At 64.1% G+C, this 19989-nt stretch carries 17 protein-coding genes; 9 read left to right on the top strand and 8 right to left on the bottom strand.

Annotation, left to right across the window (positions count from 1 at the left end; genetic code table 11):
• Nucleotides 1-77: 77 nt before the first annotated feature.
• The 4 genes from JQ635_RS30960 to JQ635_RS30945 all read right to left on the bottom strand — a co-directional run bounded on the left by JQ635_RS30960 (nt 78) and on the right by JQ635_RS30945 (nt 3776).
• Complete coding sequence (locus JQ635_RS30960; RefSeq protein ID WP_211413576.1) at nt 78-359, bottom strand: hypothetical protein; 282 nt, start codon at nt 357-359, stop codon at nt 78-80.
• Between the two features lie 96 nt (nt 360-455).
• A complete protein-coding gene (locus tag JQ635_RS30955; RefSeq protein WP_211413575.1) occupies nt 456-1394 on the bottom strand; it encodes a helix-turn-helix transcriptional regulator in 939 nt (312 codons plus the stop codon).
• Nucleotides 1395-1722: 328 nt separating this feature from the next.
• Entirely contained in the window at nt 1723-2856 is a 1134-nt protein-coding gene (locus JQ635_RS30950) for a mandelate racemase/muconate lactonizing enzyme family protein (protein ID WP_211413574.1), read from the bottom strand.
• A complete protein-coding gene (locus JQ635_RS30945) occupies nt 2853-3776 on the bottom strand; it encodes a LysR family transcriptional regulator (RefSeq protein ID WP_211413573.1) in 924 nt (307 codons plus the stop codon). The genes JQ635_RS30950 and JQ635_RS30945 overlap by 4 nt, the downstream gene beginning before the upstream one ends.
• A 113-nt stretch (nt 3777-3889) precedes the next feature.
• On the opposite strand from JQ635_RS30945, the gene JQ635_RS30940 reads away from it, so the two are divergent.
• Nucleotides 3890-4396: an SRPBCC domain-containing protein gene (locus tag JQ635_RS30940; RefSeq protein WP_211413572.1), complete on the top strand. Its 507-nt coding sequence runs from the start codon at nt 3890-3892 to the stop codon at nt 4394-4396.
• 4 nt (nt 4397-4400) lie between these two features.
• Here the strand turns inward: JQ635_RS30940 and JQ635_RS30935 are convergent, their stop codons facing one another.
• Nucleotides 4401-5858: a sensor histidine kinase gene (locus JQ635_RS30935; RefSeq protein WP_211413672.1), complete on the bottom strand. Its 1458-nt coding sequence runs from the start codon at nt 5856-5858 to the stop codon at nt 4401-4403.
• 660 nt (nt 5859-6518) lie between these two features.
• Between JQ635_RS30935 and JQ635_RS30930 the strand changes: the two genes are divergently transcribed.
• The 3 genes from JQ635_RS30930 (at nt 6519) to JQ635_RS30920 (ending at nt 9433) form a co-directional block, all read left to right on the top strand.
• A complete protein-coding gene (locus JQ635_RS30930) occupies nt 6519-7517 on the top strand; it encodes a TRAP transporter substrate-binding protein (RefSeq protein ID WP_211413571.1) in 999 nt (332 codons plus the stop codon).
• A gap of 84 nt (nt 7518-7601) precedes the next feature.
• Nucleotides 7602-8117 (top strand): TRAP transporter small permease, encoded by a 516-nt coding sequence (locus JQ635_RS30925; protein WP_211413570.1) that lies wholly within the window; start codon nt 7602-7604, stop codon nt 8115-8117.
• Complete coding sequence (locus tag JQ635_RS30920) at nt 8114-9433, top strand: TRAP transporter large permease (RefSeq protein ID WP_211413569.1); 1320 nt, start codon at nt 8114-8116, stop codon at nt 9431-9433. The genes JQ635_RS30925 and JQ635_RS30920 overlap by 4 nt, the downstream gene beginning before the upstream one ends.
• A gap of 39 nt (nt 9434-9472) precedes the next feature.
• On the opposite strand, the gene JQ635_RS30915 is transcribed toward JQ635_RS30920, so the two are convergent.
• On the bottom strand, nt 9473-10747 hold the full coding sequence (locus JQ635_RS30915; protein WP_211413568.1) for a serine hydrolase domain-containing protein: 1275 nt from the start codon (nt 10745-10747) through the stop codon (nt 9473-9475).
• Between the two features lie 163 nt (nt 10748-10910).
• Here JQ635_RS30915 and JQ635_RS30910 point away from each other — a divergent pair, with 163 nt between their 5' ends.
• Nucleotides 10911-11828 carry an intradiol ring-cleavage dioxygenase gene (locus JQ635_RS30910; RefSeq protein ID WP_211413567.1) on the top strand — a complete coding sequence of 306 codons (918 nt, stop codon included), beginning with the start codon at nt 10911-10913 and terminating at the stop codon, nt 11826-11828.
• 5 nt (nt 11829-11833) lie between these two features.
• On the opposite strand, the gene JQ635_RS30905 is transcribed toward JQ635_RS30910, so the two are convergent.
• Nucleotides 11834-13567 (bottom strand): bifunctional protein-serine/threonine kinase/phosphatase, encoded by a 1734-nt coding sequence (locus JQ635_RS30905; RefSeq protein WP_211413671.1) that lies wholly within the window; start codon nt 13565-13567, stop codon nt 11834-11836.
• 60 nt (nt 13568-13627) lie between these two features.
• The gene (locus JQ635_RS30900) at nt 13628-14467 is read right to left on the bottom strand and encodes a formate/nitrite transporter family protein (protein ID WP_211413566.1); all 840 of its coding nucleotides are present in this window, start codon (nt 14465-14467) and stop codon (nt 13628-13630) included.
• 678 nt (nt 14468-15145) lie between these two features.
• Here JQ635_RS30900 and JQ635_RS30895 point away from each other — a divergent pair.
• From JQ635_RS30895 to JQ635_RS30880, 4 genes are all read left to right on the top strand, one after another.
• Nucleotides 15146-16465 carry a CmpA/NrtA family ABC transporter substrate-binding protein gene (locus JQ635_RS30895; RefSeq protein ID WP_211413565.1) on the top strand — a complete coding sequence of 440 codons (1320 nt, stop codon included), beginning with the start codon at nt 15146-15148 and terminating at the stop codon, nt 16463-16465.
• Nucleotides 16466-16526: 61 nt separating this feature from the next.
• A complete protein-coding gene (gene ntrB, locus JQ635_RS30890; RefSeq protein ID WP_211413564.1) occupies nt 16527-17423 on the top strand; it encodes a nitrate ABC transporter permease in 897 nt (298 codons plus the stop codon).
• A gap of 14 nt (nt 17424-17437) precedes the next feature.
• Nucleotides 17438-18232: an ABC transporter ATP-binding protein gene (locus tag JQ635_RS30885; protein WP_211413563.1), complete on the top strand. Its 795-nt coding sequence runs from the start codon at nt 17438-17440 to the stop codon at nt 18230-18232.
• 339 nt (nt 18233-18571) lie between these two features.
• Complete coding sequence (locus JQ635_RS30880) at nt 18572-19951, top strand: MFS transporter (RefSeq protein WP_211413562.1); 1380 nt, start codon at nt 18572-18574, stop codon at nt 19949-19951.
• The last annotated feature ends 38 nt before the right edge of the window (nt 19952-19989 follow it).

Genomic DNA, 19989 nt, shown 5'->3' with positions numbered 1-19989 from the left:
TCGCCGCCGCCCAAAATCGGCGGAGCCTGCTGCGATCGGCGATGACGCGAAGAGGTGAAACGGTGACCGGTTGCGCCTTACGGAGCGGTGCAGCTCGGCAGTGACGACAGCAGCGCAGGGCTTCCACAGGACGCCTGGCAGCTTCTCGGGCTCGATGGCCAGCCGCGCAGCGCGACCGGCATGGCAGCCTTCCTCGGCCAATCATGATTGACCAGGATTGACGCGAGGGGACTGGCGCTCTGCGCCGGCGCCTCCTCGGCTGTCGGCGAGGTGAGACGCACGGTCAGTGAGAGCCCGTACAGGAGCGCCGTTGCGATGGCTTTCCGTCGCGGTGCGATGACAAGGCGTTTCCAATTCATTGTACGTCTCCGTCCGCGTGGTCTGTTATGCGATGTTTAGCGAACCAGATATTCGAACGCGCCAGAGCGATTGCCGTCGCTGTCGAGAGATTGCTGCTAGCGCACGCGCCTGCGCCAATCGCTCGGAGTCTCGCCGGTCAGCTTCCTGAAGGCTGCTGCGAACGCCGTCTGGGACGAATAGCCAAGCGCCGCAGCGATCGAGACGACCGGTTCGTCGCTGTCGCGCAGCATGGTCATGGCCTGCTCGAGCCGGTGCTGGCGAAGCCAGGCATGCGGCGAGAGTCCGGTGCTCTCCTTGAAGGCACGGCAGAAGTGGAAGCGCGACAGGCCGGCATCAGACGCCAGCGCATTGAGGGAGACGTCCGCATCGCTGTCCGAGCGCAACCGTTCGATCGCACGGAGCAGAACCTTCGGCGACAGCCCGCCCATGGTCGGTTGGAACGTGATGGACGAGCCTGTGTGGGCAACCAGCAGGCGCGTGGCCAGGAGGTCCGTCAGCTGATGGCGGAACAGCGTATCGAGGGCTCCGTTGCCCTCCAGCGAATCCGCCGCGCTCAAGATCAGCCTGGACGTGATCGGGTCGGGGTGCGCCGTACGCTCCAGCAGCTCGGCTGGCTTCGCAATCCCGGCTTCGCCGGCAACGCGCTTCAGTGTTGCATTGGGAAGATAGAGTTGGACCACATCGACAGGCTTCGGAATGTCCCATCGGGAGCTCGATCCCTCCGGAATGATGATCACGACTCCAGGACGAAACGTACCGATCGCAATCGATCTTCCCGACCGCCGCTCCATGCGCTGCATCATGCCGTTGTACGCCATGATCACGTGGTGGCTCATGGGCTCGACCACGTCGTGCAACGGATCGTGTTTCCAGTGAGCGATCCCGGCGCCGGAGGTGTCGAGCGCCATGCGGGCGGGTTCGGTCCTGAGCACCCGCGCCATCTCGGCATCGGCGGCGCGCCGCTCGGATGTCGCACCATCTTCTGGCTGTGTGCGAGGTATGGGTGGCAAGCCCTTGTGTGAGGGACTGCGCATGAGTGCGGTGCTCCCGGTCATCGCGTGGATCCTCCTGGTCGTCTCAGGCTACGCATCAGGTGTCCGTATTTGTACGGGTCGGCGCGCGTTCTATGCGTGCGAGGGCACAGCGTCTTTCCTGAAGCGGCCATGCTTTGTCCGATCCTGCTCCGGGCGGGCGCGCGTTTTCGCAAACGCACGCCGGGCGGCGCCGAGCTGTCGCGATGCTGAATGGAGATCGTGCGAGAGGCGTTAGATGCCGTTGAAATGGTTCGTGAAAGAGCGGCAAGCCGTCACATGGCGAGCCGACGGGCAGGTGGGGACCACTGCTCGATTGCCGGTCAACGCCTCAGCGCGCAGCAAATCGCGCCAGCGCCTCACGGTCGATCTCGATCCCGAGTCCCGGGCCGTCGGGGATGCGCACAACGCCCTTCGCATGCTCGATCGGTTCCTTCAGGATCGCCTGCCGGATCGGATGTTCGGTGCGGTCGAACTCGATCATCGGCTCGAGTGGTGTGAGCGAGGTCGGCGTATGCGACGGCAGCACGGCGAGGAGCTGGAGCGAGGCCGCGATGGCGACGCCGGTGCCCCAGACATGCGGATTGTAGCGGATGCCGAAGGCTTCGCTCATGTCGGCAATCTTCTTGCATTCGGTGAGGCCGCCGGCCGCGCAGGTGTCGGGCTGGGCGATGTCGAGCGCATGCGAGGCGAACAGGTCGCGGAAGCCGAAGCGCGTGAATTCGCATTCGCCGCCTGCGACCGGAATGGACAGCGCGGATTTCACCGCGCGATATCCAGCGACGTCTTCCGGCGGCACCGGCTCCTCGAACCAGCCGATGTCGTGACGCTCGATCAGGTGGCCGAGGCGGATCGCCGCCACCGCGTCATAGGCGTGGTTCGCATCCACCATCAGCGCGACATCGGGGCCGATCGCCTCGCGCACCGCGCGCGTGACCGCGGCATCCTCCGCGATGCCGAAGCCGACCTTCAGCTTTACGGCCCGGAATCCTTCCGCGACATAGCCGGCCGCTTCCTCCGGCAGATATTGCAGCGGATCGCCTGTCTTGCGCCGGTAGAGCCCGGTCGCGTAGGCCTGCACGTCCTTGCGCGCCGCGCCGCCGAGAAGCTGATGCGCAGGCACGCCGAAATGCTTGCCCTTGATGTCCCACAGCGCGATGTCGATGCCGCTGAGCCCCTGGATCACGACGCCCTTCTGGCCGTGATCGCGCAAGCGCGCGTAGATGCTTTGCCACAGCACGTCGGTGCGCAAGGGATCTTCGCCGATTAGCCAGGGTGCGATGGTCTGCACGACGGCTGCCGTGATCCGCGCGGGTCCGTAGCATTCGCCCCAGCCTGTCAGCCCCGTGTCGGTCTCGATCTCGACCAGCATCGCGGTGCGGGTGTCGTACCAGGCGCGTGAATAGGCGAAGGGCTGCGAGAGTTTTGCCTCGATGATGTGGGTCCGAACACTCGTGATCTTCATGGGGTCTTCTCCCTTCTCGTTTTCGCGCCTGACGTCTCGAACAGCAACGCGCGGATCCAGCGATGGCCGGGGTCGCGATGGGTGCGGTCGTGCCAGGCGGCGATCTTGGCAAATCCGGGGATCTCCAGCGGCGGCTTGAGCAGGGTCAGCCCGTCGATATCGGCGACCAGACGCCGCGGCACCACGGCGATGAGGTCGCTCGCGCGCAGCACTTCGGGGAGGACGAGAAAGCTCGCCACCGACAGGCTGACGCGCCGCCGGCGCCCGAGCTTTGCGAGCGCCGTGTCGGTCGTGCCGGTAAAGCTGTCACCGGCATAGGAGACCAGCGCGTGGTCGAGCGCGCAGAAGCGTTCGAGCGAGAGCGTCCTGCCCTTCGCATCGGGATGATTGCGGCGCATCGCGCAGACATATTGCTCGTCGAACAGGCGGCGGACATGCAGGTCCGGAGGCGTCGTCTCCGGCGTGAGCAGCGCAAGGTCGAGATCGCCGCGCTCGAACTGGCTGCGCAGCCGCTCGTCGTCGATCGGGCGTACCGCCACGCGAACATGCGGGGCGCGCGTCCGTAGCGCTGCGAGGAAGGGGACGACGACGGCCCGCAAGGCATAGTCGGTGGCTGCCAGCGACAGCGTGAAGCTCGCGGCCGCGGGCTCGAACGCGCGCGGCTTCAGCAGCGCCTCGACGTCTTCCAGCACCCGCTTGACGGGATCTGCGAGCTCCAATGCGCGCGAGGTCGGAACGATGCCGCGTTGGGTGCGGACGAACAGCGGGTCGCCGAAACTGGCGCGCAGGCGCGTCAGGGTTCCGCTCATCGCGGGCTGCGTCAGCGCCAGCCGCGCCGCGGCGCGCGTGACGTTGCGCTCCTCGATCAGCGCATTGAAGGCCTTCAGCAGGTTGAGGTCGAGGGTTCTGATATCGCGCATGCTGATGATCGTAATCGGAAATGACGATTGGCGCTGTCCGGACGTAACCCCCATCTGTCGGAAAGTCCAATGGCGAGAACGTCAATCCGATCCGAACGAAGGATTTCTCTGCAATGAGCGATATCATCTGGCCCGATCAGTACCTGCCGGGCACGACCGACAACTACGTCTCGAACGAGATCATCGTGAAAGGTCTGCGTGCCGACCAGGTCTGGCCGCAGCTCAACGATACCACGGCCTGGCCGACCTATTACAGCAACGTCTCGGATATCCGCTTCCACGACGGCAAGGGGCCCGGATTGCGTCTGGGGGCACGCTTCCGCTTCACCACCTTCAGCTTTCCGGTGGAGACCGAGGTGACGGAGTACGAGCCGCCGGCGCCGGGCAGGCCGGCGCGTGTCGCCTGGCACGGCTGGGTCGAGGGCGATGCCGCGACGCGGCTCGATGTCCACCATGCCTGGCTGATCGAGGATCTCCCCGGCGGCCGCGTGCGGATCCTCACGCAGGAGACCCAGACCGGCCAGCCGGCGAAGGACCTGGCGCAGACGAGGCCCAATCCGATGCTGAACGCCCATCAGGAATGGATCGAGGGGCTCGCCGCCGCCGCTCGCCGCAAATAGATCGCTACCGCGCATCGTCCAGCGTGCAAGTCACGGTGCAGACGACGCCGCGCGGCAGGAAGTCGACGGTGGCCTCGCCGCCGAGCTGGTCGCGCGCGCTGCGCTCGATCAGGCGCGAGCCGAAGCCGCGTCGCACCGGCGCGGTCACCGGCGGTCCGCCGATCTCGGTCCAGATCAGCCGTAGCTGCGGCTTCGACGCCTCAGTGATGACCTCCCAGTCGAGCGTCACCCGGCCAGTCTCGTTCGACAGCGCGCCGTATTTCGCCGCGTTGGTGGCGATCTCGTGCACGATCATCGACAGCACCACGGCAAGCCGCGGCGACAGCGGCACTGCGGGGCCGGCCATGCGGATGCGGTCGGGATTGCTCAGCAGGAACGGCTGAAGCGCACGGGCGATGACGTCCCTCAGCTCCGAGCCCGCCCATTTCTCCTGGCTGAGCAGATTATGTGCCTCGGCGAGCGCGCCGAGCCGTCCTTCAAACTTGGCCCGCTCGTCCCGGCTGGCGCTGCGGAAGGTCTGGACCGCGATCGCCTGCATCAAGGCCAGCGTGTTCTTGACGCGGTGGTTGAGCTCCTCGATCAGGAGATTGTGCAGCATCTCGCCGCGCGCGATCGTGGTTGCCATCCGCACCGCGAAGGTGAGACCGATCAGCAGCAGGATGCCGCCGATCAGGCTGGTGATCGCGATGTTGCGCCAGAGCGGGGCGATCAGCGAGCTCTCGGGGACGCCCGCGGCCACCGTCCATCCCGTGAGCTGCGATCTTGTGTAGGCGGAGGCGAGCGCAACGCCGTCCAGCGAGACCGACGACAGCGTTGCCTCGGGCGCGCGAAACATTTCCGCATACAACGACGGCGATGCGCGCTTGCCGAAGTTTTCCCCCGGGTTTGGCACGCGGGCGAATACCGTGCCCTTGGTGTCGAGCAGGGACACTGTCCACTTTGGGTCGGGCCGCTGCTTCTCGACCAGCTCCTGGAAGACGCCGATCGGCGGGCTGAAGCAGAGGTCGTAGATCACCTCGCCGTTCCGGAACACCGGCACTTCGACAGTGAGCACCTGACGTCCATTGATCGCGCCGGTGACCAGGTCGGAATATTGCGGCGTCCTGGTCGCGAACACCTTTTCGACGATCTCCAGATTGCCACGCAGCGGCAGGCTCGCGGTATCCTCCGTCGCGGTGGAGAACAACAGCCGGCCCTTGCGGTCGGAGATCAGCATCAGGCCGCCCTTGCCGTACTGGTCGAGGAAGCCGAGCGCGATGCGGCGAAAGCTCTGGAAGTCGTCGTTGCGCAGCGAGTTCGTCAGCGCCAGCACCTGCAAGCTGCCGGTCATGCGCTGCACCTCGGAATCCAGCACGAGGCGCATGCTGCGCACGTTCTCCAGCACGCGGCGCGTCGCGTCGCTGCGGTCCTGCTTGTAATGGTAGAAGGCGATGCCGACCGCGAAGACGATCATCGGCAGCATCGTTCCCGCGACCAGGAGAGCGAGCCGGACCGGCAGGGAGAGCTTTGACAAACGCGGGCGTCCCGGTTCCGGCGCGGCGGCGCCGGATTATGATTTTGTCGAGAACCATACGGGCAGGCCTTGCCTCGCGCCACGATTTTCGCATCCGGCGAGCGGTCCACGTGGATTTTGCAGCGCAGTGCGGGGCGATCTGCGCTTCAGCTCATGCTGATCGCGATCAACTCCGGCCAGCGGCCGCCTTCGCGGCGGCGCTGGTCCGTCAGTTCAATTTTCTGAAGACGGTCCGTGTGCCCTGGTCCACCAGCATCACGCGTTCGCCGGAATAGACGTAGCGATATTTGGTGAGGGATGGGTCAAATCGGCCGTGCCCGATCTACAAGTCGCGCGCCGAAGCCGAGAGCAGCATGAAGACCGTCAAGGTCTGCACATCTTCCCCTGTCCTCCGGGAGTGGGAGGCCGCTCACGCGGCGTGCCGGCAGGAACGCGAGTTGCAGTGCAGCAGGTCGCACAGGAGCAAGTCCTGCGACGAAGAGTACCTCCAGCGCACGCGAAATGACTTCCGTCCCGCCGGGGTTTTTCATACGCTTCCGTTTCGCAAGCCGCATACCGGCTGCGCTCACGGCCCGGCGACAGGGCCGGAGCATCAAAGGGAGGGTGACGATGAAGCGAAGGGCATTTCTCGCTGGTATCGGTGCAACCACCGCGGCGGCCACGATCGGCATGCCGTCGATCCTCAGGGCGCAGGCGCCGATCACGCTGAACGGCGCGGTCCAGTTCAACGACGACCATGCCTTCAACCGGGCACTGATCCGGTTCGAGGAGCTGGTGAAGAAATACTACGGCAAGCCCGTCAATTTCACGCTGCACAGGAACTCCTCGCTCGGTCTCGAGAAGCAGTATTTCGAGTACATGTCGCAGGGCAAGGCGGTCGATTACGGCATCGTCTCGCCGGCCCATATGTCGACTTTCGCCAAGGCGGCTCCGTTCATCGATGCGCCCTTCGTGTTCAAGGGCATCGAGCACATGAACAAGGTCGTCGAAGCCAATATCCTGGCGCCGATCGCCGACGAGGTCGCGGCGAAAGCCGAGGTCGTTCTGATCGGCTATGCCGGCGGCGGCATCCGCAACATCTTCGCCAACAAGCCGCTCAAGAATCTCGCCGATCTCAAGGGCCTCAAGGTTCGCGTGCAGGGCGCACCGATCTGGTCGAAGACCTTTGCGGCCGTCGGCATGAGCCCGACCGTGATCGCCTATAACGAAATCTACAATGCGATCCAGAACGGCGTGATATCGGCGGGCGAAAACGAGGCGGCGGGCGTCGAGGCGATGAAGTTCTACGAAGTCGCCCCGCATCTCAGCCTCACCCAGCACGCCGTGTCGATCCGGCCGATCTGCTTCTCGGTGAAGACGCTGAAGACCTTGCCGAAGGATTTGCAGGACGCGATCATGAAGGCCGGCAAGGAAGCCGGCGACTACGGCCGTCAGGTGGAATCGAGCGAAGAGGTCGTCAAGCTCGACACGCTCGAGAAGGCCGGCAAGCTCAAGCGCGTTCCCTTCGAGGAGCGGGACGCCATGAAGAAGCTCGCCGACCCCGTGATGGCCACTTACGCCAAGGAGATTGGCGCGGAGGGCATTTTCGAGAAGATCAACGTCGCCTGAGCTCGTTGCATCCGCCGACGGCATGTCCGGGCAAGCCCCGCTTCTTGCCCGGCCGTGGCGGATGAGCTGTCGCACGGAGCCCAAATGTCTGAAACGCCCGTCCCGTCCACACCACCGCTGTGGCGTCGCGTCACGGCGGCCTATGCAAAACTGCTGGAAATCCTGCTGGCGGCCTGTGTCGGCATTCTCGTCATCCCCGTGACGCTGCAGATCATCTCGCGCTACACGCCCTTCATCCCGTCCTACATCTGGACGGAGGAAATGGCCCGCTTCCTGTTCGTCTGGACGATCATGATCGGCGCCATGGTCGGTATCCGGGAAGCGCAGCATTTCGAGGTCGACGTGTGGCCGGACCTGTCGCGGCGGTCGGAGGCTGCGGTGCGGATCCTCGCGCGGCTCGGGGTGCTGGCGCTGGCGCTGGTATTCGTGTCAGCCGGCCTCGAGTTCACCCGCTTTGCCTGGAACAGGACGTCGGAACTGGCCGATCTGCCGCTTTGGCTGATCCACGTCGCCTGGCCGGTGACCGGCGCGACATGGATCGTCTTTGCGGGCGAGCAGATCGTCGATGAAATGCGCACTCTGCTCGGGGCACGGCGATGAGCGGCAATGTACTCTCGGCCGGACAGGCTGCGATGGTGCTGTTCGGGGTCTTCATCGGCCTGCTCATCGTGCGCGTGCCGGTCGCCTTCGCACTCGGCCTTGCCTGCGTGCCGATCCTGCTGATCGAGCCGCGTCTGTCGCTGATGATGCTCGCGCAGGAGACCTTCAATGCGTACAATTCATTCATCCTGCTGGCGGTACCGTTCTTCCTGCTGACGGCGAACCTGATGAGCATCGGCGGCATCACCGACCGCCTGGTGGCGTTGTCGCGCTCGATGGTCGGGCACTGGCCGGGATCGCTGGCGCAGATCAACGTCGTGCTGTCGGTGTTCTTTGCCGGCATCTCGGGCTCCTCGACCGCCGACGCGGCGAGCCAGTCAAAGATCTTCATCGATGCGCAGACCAAGGAGGGCTACGACCTCTCGTTCTCCATTGCCATCACGGCGGTGTCGGCGGTTCTGGCGGTCATCATCCCGCCGTCGATCCTCATGATCGTGTGGGGCGGGCTGATCTCGACCTCGATTGCGGCGATGTATCTGGCCGGCATCGTGCCGGGCCTGCTGATCGCGGGCGCGCAGATGGCGACGGTGCACATCTATGCGGTGCGCCGCGGCTACCCGACCTATCCGAAGGCAACCTGGGTCGAGATGCGATGCGCCATCTGGCAGTCGATACCGGCCCTGATGACGCCGTTCATCATCGTTGGCGGCATTCTGCTCGGGTGGTTCACCGCGACCGAGTCCGCCTGCGTCGCGGTGCTCTATTCCGTCGCGCTCTCGGCGTTCTTCTACCGCGAGACAGGTCCGCGCGAATTGTACAAGGCCTTTCTCGACACCGGGCGTCTTGCCGGAGTCGCGCTGTTTTGCGTCGGCACCGCAAGCGCGTTTGGCTGGCTGCTCGCCTATTACAGGATCCCGCAGGAGCTGCTGGCCAACGTCTCGGCGTGGGGCATGGGCACCGTCGCGGCCGGCTTCTTCATCTGCTTCTGTTTTCTGGTGGTGGGCTGTTTCCTCGACGCCATTCCGGCCATCATCATCGTCGGCACCGTGCTGGAGCCGCTGGCCAAGTCCGTCGACCTTCATCCGGTCCAGTTCGCGATCATATCGATTGTGTCGCTGGCCTTCGGACTGGTGACGCCGCCTTACGGCTTATGTCTGATGATCGCCTGTTCGGTCGCCGGCGTGCGGCTGCGCTATGCGCTGAAGGACACCATGATCATGCTGGTTCCGATGCTGCTCGTGCTGGCAGCGGTCATCGTCTGGCCGAGCGTGTCGCTGTTCCTGCCGCGCCTGATCGTGCCGGAGATGCTGAAATGAGCGTCCCGCGGCCGACGGCCGCGGGATCGATCGAACAGGTCACACATTGCTCTCGGTGATCGCGGCGTAGACCATGCTGCGCAGCTCGCGGCGGAGCGGATAGGCGCTCGACGGCAGCACCTGCGTCATGAAGATCGTGATCAGCTCCTCGGCCGGGTCGATCCAGAACGAGGTCGTGGCCGCGCCGCCCCAATTGTATTCGCCGGGGCTGCCGGCGATCAGCGTCTCGGCCGGGCGCATGGTCACGGCGAAGCCGAGGCCGAAGCCGATGCCGTTATAGGTGGCTTCCGAGAACAGCGAGCGCGACACTTCCGGCAGCGCGCGGCCGCCGGGAATGTGGTTGGTCGTCATTAGCGCCAGCGTCTTCGGCCCGATCAGCCTGACGCCGCCGAGCTCGCCGCCATTGAGCAGCGCGCGGCAGAAGGTGAGATAGTCGGCAGCCGTCGAACACAATCCGCCGCCGCCGGAGATGAACGAGGGCGGGATGAGGAACGAGCTCGTCGTCGGATCGTCCTGAAGCGTCAGCCCTTCGCGGCGCTGGCCGGCATGGAAGGTCATGCCGCCGCCCGGGTCCGCCGAATAGCAGGCGGCGAAGCGGTGGGCCTTGGAGGCCGGCACATGGAAATCGGTGTCGGTCATGCCGAGCGGATCCAGAATGCGTGCCTTCAGAAACTGCTCGAACGGCATCCCCGAAATCTTGCCGATGAGGTAACCGATCACGTCGGTCGCGACCGAATAGTTCCAGGACTCGCCCGGCGAGAATTCCAGCGGGATTTTCGCCAGCCCCTCGATCATGGTCTGGAGCGTGCCTGACTTCTCGACCTCGCCGAGTTTCTCGGCGCGATAGGCGGCATCGACATTGGAACGCTGCTGGAAGCCGTAGGTGAGGCCGGAGGTGTGGCGCAAGAGGTCGACGATCAGCATCGGCCGGGACGGCGGCCGGGTCAGGAAGGCCGGCGCGGTGCCGGCGACGAACACGCCGAGATCCTTCCATTCCGGAATGTATTTGGCGACGGGCTCGTCGATCGCCACGAGGCCTTCCTCGACCAGCATCATGAAGGCGACGCTGGTGAGCGGCTTGGTCATGGAATAGATGCGGTAGATGGTGTCGTCCTTCACCGGCACCTTGCGTTCGACATCGGCCAGGCCCAGCACCGAGCTGTGGGCGATCTTGCCGCGGCGGTAGACCAGGAGCTGCGTGCCCGGGAAACGGCCGGCATCGATGTACCGCTTCTTCAGATGCGCATCGACGCGGTCGAGCGCGGCCTTGGACATGCCGACGGATTCGGGCGAGGCGGGGGTGGGGGCGAGCATCAGTTCCTCCGGGCAGTTTCTCGAGGACGGTGATAGCCAAATGGCGGGCTCATTCCAAGCCGGTTGCGCTTAACGTGGGGCCGCCGACTGGTGTAGTGTCCAGCCTGGAACGCCTCCAAGGAGCCCGCCCGGGCCAACGAAAAAACGCGAGGGCAAACGCACCATGACCCAGTTCAACGAGACCGAACTCACCGAAGCCGTCGTCAAGAGCTTCGATCCGACGCCGAACCCGCGGGCAAAATTCCTGCTCCAGGAATTGGTGAAGTCGCTGCACGATTACGTGAGCAAGACCGGTCTCACCTTCGAGGAATGGGAATACGCCATCGATTTCCTGACCCGGACGGGGCAGAAATGCACCGACACCCGCCAGGAGTTCATCCTGCTGTCGGACGTGCTCGGCGTCTCCATGCTGGTCGACGCCGTGAACCACCGCGACCGCGAGGGCGCTACCCAAACGACAGTGCTCGGCCCGTTCTATGTCGGCGAGCACAAGGTGACCGCGCATGGCACCGACATCTCGCCGAACAATCTCACCGGCGAGCGGATGTTCGTGCAGAGCCGCGTCACGGATCTCAAGGGCAAGCCGCTGGCGAACGTCCCAGTCGATGTCTGGCATGCCGACGACGACGGCTTCTACGATTCACAGAAGGCCAACTATGACGAGGTCGGGGCCTCTGCGCGGGCACGCTTCATCACCGATAGCGACGGCCGCTTCTTCTTCCGCACCATTTTGCCATGCAGCTATCCGATTCCGACCGACGGTCCTGTCGGCGAGATGATCCTGCAGACCAATCGCCACCCGATGCGCCCCGCGCATGTGCACTTCCTGGTCAACGCGAAGGGCTATGAGCCGCTGATCACGCACGTCTTCATGGACGGCGACAAATATCTGGATTCCGACGTCGTGTTCGGCGTCAAGGACGACCTCGTCGCCAAGGTCGAGCCGCGCAACGATCCTGAGATGCCCGACGGCACCAAGGCGAACGGGAAGTGGCATCTGATGAGTTACGAATTCCACCTCAAGCCGGGCGGCGGCATGGCGCCGAAGCCGCTGGGGACGAAGGCCGCGGAGCCGGCGTGATCCGGCTATCGCAGCCGAAGTGCTGCGAGCAGCACGATAACCGCGCAGGCCAGGATCGCCGTGGTCAGCTTCCAGAACAGCAGCGGATTGCGCTCCAGCAGGGGCGTGGTCCGCGTGGCGAGATAGGCCGGATTAGGGTTTCTGAGTTCGAAGACGAACTCGGAGAGGTCTTCGTGGCGCTTGTAGGGATCGGGATGCAACGCCTTCCTGAGCGCGCCGTCGATCCAGCCAGGGATGCCCCGCTCGGCATCGATCGCGGGGCGATATCTCAATTTCCACGCGTCCGATCGTCCCCGGATCTTGGCAAGCTGGGCGCCGTAAGGCAGATAGCCGGTGAGCATCTGGTAGCAGATGGCGGCGAGTGAAAACATGTCGGACCGGGGCGATCCGCCTTCGCCGAGGAAATACTCCGGCGCCGTGTACTGGACCGTGCCGAGAATCTCCGCGTCGGCCGATCTCGGCGCAGCTTCAACGACGCCTGCGACCCTGACCGATCCGAAGTCGATGATCTTCGCAGTGCCGGTCTTGTCGATCAGGACGTTATCGGGCCTGAGATCCTGATGCAGCATCTCCATCCGGTGGAAGGCGCGAAGCCCGGTGGCGATCTGCTCGATGATCCTGCGCACCGTCTCCAGGTCGGGACGGGGGTTGTCGAGCATCCACTGCCGCAGCGTCTGGCCCTCGACGAACTCGGTCGCGACGTAGAGGTAGTTGCGCCGGGTCGATCTGGACCGCGGCTTGAGCACATACGGACTGTCGATCCGCCGCGCGATCCATTCCTCCATCAGGAAACGTTTCAGATAGGCCTGGTTATCGCGCAGGTCGATCGACGGAATCTTGAGCGCGACCGTTTCCTCGGTCTCCGCATCGACGGCGAGATAGATGTGGCTGCGGCTGCTGCCGTGGATCTCCCGGATGATCCGGTAGCCATCGAACATCGCCCGCGGCTCCAGCAGAGGCGGCAGCGGTAGCGCCGAGCTCTGATCGAAGACGCCGGATTCCTCCGGCGTCGCATCGATGCGCAGGATCTGCACGGTGATGTTGTCGTCGCTGCCGCGCCGATAGGCCTCCTCGACGATCGCTTTCGCCGCCCCGTCGAGCTCGGCTGCATGCTCGTTGATCGCGTTCGTGACGAAACGCGGCTCGACGAATTCGTACGCGCCGTCCGTTGCCAGCAGGAAGGTGTCGCCGGCCTGGATCTCGACCGTCTGATAGTCGATCTCGAGCTGCGGATTGATGCCGAGCGCGCGGCCGAGATAGGTCTGCTCCGATGACACGATGATCCGGTGATCGTCGGTCAGCTGCTCGAGCGCCTTGCCGGCGACGCGGTAGATGCGGCAGTCGCCGACATGGAAGATGTGCGCGGTGGCCGCCTTGATGACCATGGCGCTGAGGGTGCAGACATAGCCCTTGTCGCGGTCATAGGCATATTGGCTCTTGCGCGTCTGCGCATGCAGCCAGGAATTGGTCGCCTCCAGCACGCGGCGGGCGGAGGTCTTCACCGTCCAGGATTCCGACGTGCAGTAATAGTCCATCAGGAAGCTCTTGACCGCCGACTCGCTGGCGATCTGGCTGACGCTGCTGCTGGAGATGCCGTCGGCGAGAACCGCCGCGATGCCCTTCAGGCTGAGCAGCGGCTCTTCCGGAATCAGGACGCCGTGAAAATCCTGGTTGACGGGCTTGCGCCCCTTGTCTGAGTGCTGGCCGACCGAGATCTGGAGTTCGCGGGACATCGTCATCACCAGGAGAGGGGAGCCTCACCCTGCTTGGGCGAGGCTCCCCTGTCGAGACGTATTCGATCAGGCCGCGACGCGGGGCTTCGCAGCCTTGTCGGCCTGGCGCTTCGGCAGGGTCATGACGTGCGTGGCGTAGAGGGTCATGCCGGTGAAGGCGAGGCCGCCGACGAGGTTGCCGAGCACGGTCGGGATCTCGTTCCAGATCAGATAGTCCATGATCGAGAACTTGGCGTGCAGCATCAGGCCCGACGGGAACAGGAACATGTTCACGACGGAATGCTCGAACACCATGTAGAAGAACACCAGGATCGGCATCCACATCGCGATGACCTTGCCGGAGACCGAGGTCGAGATCATGGCGCCGACGACGCCGGTCGAGACCATCCAGTTGCAGAGCATGCCGCGCATGAACAGCGTCGCCATGCCGGCCGCGCCATGCGCGGCGTAGCCGAGCGTTCGGCCTTCGCCGATATTGCCGATCGCCGCGCCGACCTTGTCCGGGGCCTGGGTGAAGCCGAAGGTCGTCACGAAGGCCATCATGAAGGCCACCGTGAAGGCGCCGGCGAAGTTGCCGACGAAGACGAGGCCCCAGTTGCGCAGCACGCCGCCAAGGGTGACGCCCGGGCGCTTGTCGATCAGGGCGAGCGGCGAGAGCACGAACACGCCGGTCAAGAGGTCGAAGCCCAGCAGGTAGAGCATGACGAAGCCGACCGGGAACAGCAGCGCGCCAATCAGCGGCTGGCCCGTGTTCACGTTGATGGTGACGGCGAACCAGGCGGCGAGGGCGAGGATCGCGCCGGCCATATAGGCCCGGATGATGGTATCCCGGGTGGACATGAAGATCTTGGACTCGCCCGCATCCACCATCTTGGTGACGAATTCCGAAGGCGCGAGATACGACATCAATGGTTCCTTTTGCTTCGTAAGTGAGATCGACACGCCCTCCCACAGAGAGCGCGGCTGAACGTTTTGGCCGTGCGGACGGCTTTGCCGCGCACGAGGGCTATGGAATGTCTGGAAGCCTTGGGAATCGCGTCACGACAGACTGAGCCGGGGAGGCCGCGAAGCAGGTGAGCTTCCGGGATGCAGCCGGCAGAGGCTGCAACAATGCGGCGAGCCGCAGTCTTCGTTGACGCAAATGAAGAAGCAAGTTGTGTGCCGCGGCGTTTAGGCCGAAAAATCAAATAAAATCAGCTGGATGTCACTTGCTATGTGATGGCCTTGGCGCGTCGCGCCGCCTTTTGCTTGGGCGCCTGCACAACGTTTGTGCGGCGCACAAGGATTGAGCAGATCGCAAATTTCGCGAGCGGGACAGACCTGCGACAGTCTGGCGCGGCGTCCATAACATATTGTTATTTGGATGTTTTTGACGACGGCGGGCTTGGCATGAAGCTTGAATAGTTCCAAGCCGACGCCATTGAAGCCGTCCCGCGAGACTTCTCATCCGAATTGCTGACGCCACCCAAGCGGGGGTCTCCCCGTCGCGCGTTCGCATGCGCCCTTTTTGGGCGTCACGGACGGACGGGCTGCTCGTGCGCACTGACGCAATCATTCGCAACGACGCAAAGGACGACACCAACGATGACCAAGCGCATTCGCCGGCCCTCCGAGACTGGCCTCAGCCGCCGTCAATTATTGAAAGCCGCTGGCTCTACTGCTGCCCTTCTCGCCGCCGCCAAATTCAATTTCCCCGCCGGCGCCTTCGCGCAGGATTCAGGACCCGAGGTCAAGGGCGCCAAGCTCGGCTTCATCGCGCTGAGCGACGCCGGCCCGCTGTTCGTCGCCAAGGACAAGGGCCTGTTCGCGAAATACGGCATGCCTGACGTCGACGTGCAGAAGCAGGCCTCCTGGGGCACCACGCGCGACAACCTCGTGCTCGGCTCCGAAGGCAACGGCATCGACGGCGCGCATATCCTCACCCCCATGCCGTACCTGATCTCGGCCGGCAAAGTGACGCAGAACAACCAGCCGACGCCGATGTACATCCTGGCGCGGCTCAATCTCGACGCCCAGTGCATCTCGGTTGCCAAGGAATATGCCGATCTCAAGCTCGGCGCGGACGCCTCGGTGCTCAAGGCCGCGTTCGAGAAGAAGAAGGCCGAAGGCAAGTCGGCAAAGGTCGCGATGACCTTCCCGGGCGGCACGCATGATCTCTGGATCCGCTACTGGCTCGCCGCCGGCGGCATCGACCCCGACAAGGATGTCGAGACCATCACCGTGCCGCCGCCGCAGATGGTCGCGAACATGAAGGTCGGCACCATGGATGCGTTCTGCGTCGGCGAGCCCTGGCCCGGGCAGCTGGTCCACCAGGGCATCGGCTATACCGCCGTCAACACCGGCGAGATCTGGAGCAAGCATCCCGAAAAATCGCTCGGCATGCGCGCCGCCTGGGTCGACAAGAACCCGAAGGCCGCCAAGGCGATCCTCATGGCGGTGATGGAGGCCCAGCAATGGGCCGACAAGATGGAGAACAAGGAAGAGCTCGCCACCATCATGGGCAAGCGCCAGTGGATCAATTGTCCGGTCGAGGACATCGCCGATCGCGCCAAGGGCAAGTTCGACTACGGCCTCCCCGGCAAGGTGATCGAGAACTCGCCGCACATCATGAAGTATTGGCGCGATCATGCCTCCTATCCGTTCCAGAGCCACGATCTCTGGTTCATGACCGAGGACATCCGCTGGGGCAAGTATGAGGCGAATTTCGACACCAAGGCGCTGATCGCCAAGGTCAACCGCGAGGATCTCTGGAAGGACGCGGCCAAGACGCTCGGCGTCGCTGCCGCGGAAATTCCGACCTCCACCTCGCGCGGCAAGGAGACCTTCTTCGACGGCAAGGTGTTCGATCCCGAAAATCCGGCTGCCTATCTGAAGTCGCTCGCGATCAAGCGCGTCGAAGTCTGATGGAGCCAGCGGCCGCCCATTGGGCGGCCGCATCGTCTTTTGCAGCCGGAGAGATATTGCGATGAATATGCCTGCCACGAAGATTGAGGTTGAGACCGCAACGCCTGCGGCTGTTGCCGCGCCGGTCGTCGCGATGAGGCCGAAGCGCCCGCCGCGCAGTGAGGCCTACGCGCGCATGGCAAGGGAAACCGCCGTGCGCGTCATCCCGCCGCTGGTCGTGCTCGCGCTGCTGACGCTGGTGTGGGAGCTCGTCTGCCGCCGCGCCGGATCGGCGCTGCCGCCGCCGTCAAAGGTCTTCAAGGACACCAAGGAACTGATTCTCGATCCGTTCTTCGACCATGGCGGCATCGACAAAGGCCTGTTCTGGCATCTCTCCGCCAGTCTCCAGCGCGTCGCTCTTGGCTATTCGCTCTCGGCGATCGCCGGCATCGCGCTCGGCGTGCTGGTCGGGCAGTCGGTCTGGGCGATGCGCGGGCTCGATCCGCTGTTCCAGGTGCTGCGCACCATTCCGCCGCTCGCCTGGTTGCCGCTCTCGCTCGCGGCGTTCCGCGACGGCCAGCCCTCGGCGATCTTCGTCATCTTCATCACCTCGATCTGGCCGATCATCATCAACACCGCGGTCGGCGTCCGCAACATTCCACAGGACTACCGCAACGTCGCGGCGGTGGTGCAGCTCAATCCGCTCGAGTTCTTCTCCAAGATCATGATCCCGGCGGCCGCGCCCTACATCTTCACGGGCCTGCGCATCGGCATCGGCCTATCCTGGCTTGCGATCGTCGCCGCGGAAATGCTGATCGGCGGCGTCGGCATCGGCTTCTTCATCTGGGACGCCTGGAACTCCTCGCATATCAGCGAGATCGTCCTGGCGCTGTTCTATGTCGGCATCGTCGGCTTCGTGCTGGACCGCCTGATCGCGGGCCTCGGCAAGGTCGTCACCCGCGGCACCGCGACCAGCTAAGGGAGGAGAGACACATGACTGCCTATCTGAAGCTCGACCACATCGACAAGATCTTCACCCGCGGCGCTGCGACGACCGAGGTGCTCAAGGACATCAACCTGACCATCGAGAAGGGGCAGTACGTCTCGATCATCGGTCATTCCGGCTGCGGCAAGTCGACCCTGCTCAACATCATCGCCGGGCTGACGACCGCCACCACCGGCGGCGTGCTGCTGGAGAACCGCGAGGTCAACTCGCCGGGCCCCGACCGCGCGGTGGTGTTCCAGAACCACAGCCTGCTGCCGTGGCTCACCGTTTACGAGAACGTCAAGCTCGGCGTCGACAAGGTCTTCGCCAGGACCAAGACGAGAGCCGAGCGCGACGCCTGGGTGATGCACAATCTCAACCTGGTGCAGATGGCGCACGCCAGGGACAAGCGGCCCTCGGAAATCTCCGGCGGCATGAAGCAGCGCGTCGGCATCGCCCGGGCGCTGGCCATGGAGCCGAAGGTGCTGCTGCTGGATGAGCCGTTCGGCGCGCTCGACGCGCTGACCCGCGCGCATCTGCAGGACTCGGTGATGGCGCTGCATCAGAAGCTCGGCAACACCATCCTGATGATCACCCACGACGTCGACGAGGCCGTGCTGCTCTCCGACCGCATCGTGATGATGACGAACGGGCCGAGCGCGCGCATCGGCGAGGTGCTGGAGGTGCCGCTCGCGCGTCCCCGCAAGCGGCTCGAGCTCGCGACCAACACCACCTATCTGAAGTGCCGGCAGCGTGTGCTCGAATTCCTCTACGAGCGTCATCGCTTCGTTGAGGCCGCGTAAACCAAAGTTTAATGCGCGAAACGTCCGCGCCCAAATAATCGACATCAAGCTCAATCCTTGTGCGTCGCACAAGGATTGAGCGAATCGCAAATTCAGCGTGCGAAAAAGCCCTGCAAGAACTTCGGGCAACGCGAATAACGTCCTGAAATCCCTGTATTTCCAGCATGCGCGCAATTGGCACGGAAATTGAAGAGTCCTTACGCGACGCCAACGACGACGTCCCTCAACATCATCAATCAGCATCGTGAACTCGCCACCGGGGTGAAGCCCCGGAGCGCGCCTCCGTGACAGGAGGCTGAGCCTGCAACGACGCAGCGGTGAGACTGGAAGGGATAATGTATGACCAAGAATTCGACGTGGATTTCTGACTGGCGCCCCGAAGATGAGGCGTTCTGGAATGCGGGCGGTAAGACCATCGCCCGGCGTAACCTGATCTGGTCGATCGTGGCCGAGCATATCGGCTTCTCGGTCTGGCTGATCTGGAGCATCGTGACCACCAAGCTGCCGCAGGCGGGCTTCCACTACACCACCGATCAGCTGTTCCAGCTGATTGCCGTGCCGGGCCTGATCGGCGCTTTGATCCGCTTTCCCTACACGTTCGCCGTGACGACGTTTGGCGGCCGCAACTGGACGATTTTCAGCGCGGCGATCCTGTTCATCCCGACGTTGTCACTTGCCTACTTTGTGAGCCAGCCCGACACGCCGTTCTGGCTGATGCTGCTGGTCGCCTCGACTGCGGGGCTCGGCGGCGGCAATTTCGCCTCCAGCATGACCAACATCTCCTTCTTCTTCCCTGACCGGATGAAGGGATGGGCTCTCGGCCTGAACGCGGCCGGCGGCAATATCGGCGTCTCCAGCGTGCAGCTTCTCACGCCGATCCTGATGACGCTCGCCGTCTTCAACCTGTTCCAGGCGACGCCCGTTGACGGCATCTTCCTCCAGAATGCCGGCCTGATGTGGGTGCTGCCGATCGCGATCGCGGTGTTCGGCGCGGTGTTCTTCATGAACAACCTGACCACGGCGAAGTCTTCGGTGAAGAACCAGCTCGCCATCGTCAAGCGCAAGCACACCTGGATCATGGCGTACCTCTATATCGGCACGTTCGGGTCCTTCATCGGCTACTCCGCGGCCTTCCCGCTGCTGCTCAAGACGCAGTTTCCGTCGGTGACGATCTCGATCGCCTTCCTCGGTCCGCTGGTCGGCTCGCTGTCGCGCCCGTTCGGCGGCTGGCTCGCCGACAGGATCGGCGGCTCGGTCATCACCTTCTGGAATTTCATCGCGATGGCGGCTGCGACGGTTGGTGCGCTCTATTTCGTCGGCCAAAAGGACTTCATCGGCTTCCTGTCGATGTTCCTGATCCTGTTCGTGACGACGGGCATCGGCAACGGCTCGACCTACCGCATGATCCCCTCGATCTTCCGCGAGCAGAACCTGTTCAAGGTGCGCGGCAAGGGCGATGCGGCACGTAGCGCCGCCCTGAAGACGGCGAGCATCGAGAGCGGTGCGGCGGTCGGCTTCATCGGCGCGATCGGTGCCGTCGGCGGCTATCTGATCCCGAGCGGCTTCGGCAAGTCGATCGCCCTGACCGGCGGTCCGCAGCTCGCGCTCGCGATCTATCTCGCCTTCTACGCCTCCTGCCTCGGCCTGACCTGGTGGTTCTACCTGCGTCGCAGCCCGCAGGGTGAGGGCGCGGCAGGCCTCGCCGAAGCACGCGTGTGACACTTGGTACGAATCTCGCTTCTCCCCGTACGCGGGGA

The sequence above is a fragment of the Bradyrhizobium iriomotense genome, assembly GCF_018130765.1.
In the GTDB taxonomy this organism is placed as follows: Bacteria; Pseudomonadota; Alphaproteobacteria; order Rhizobiales; family Xanthobacteraceae; genus Bradyrhizobium; species Bradyrhizobium iriomotense_A.
Note: the sequence above shows the minus strand (reverse complement) of the source record. Positions and strands in the feature narration are given on the sequence as shown.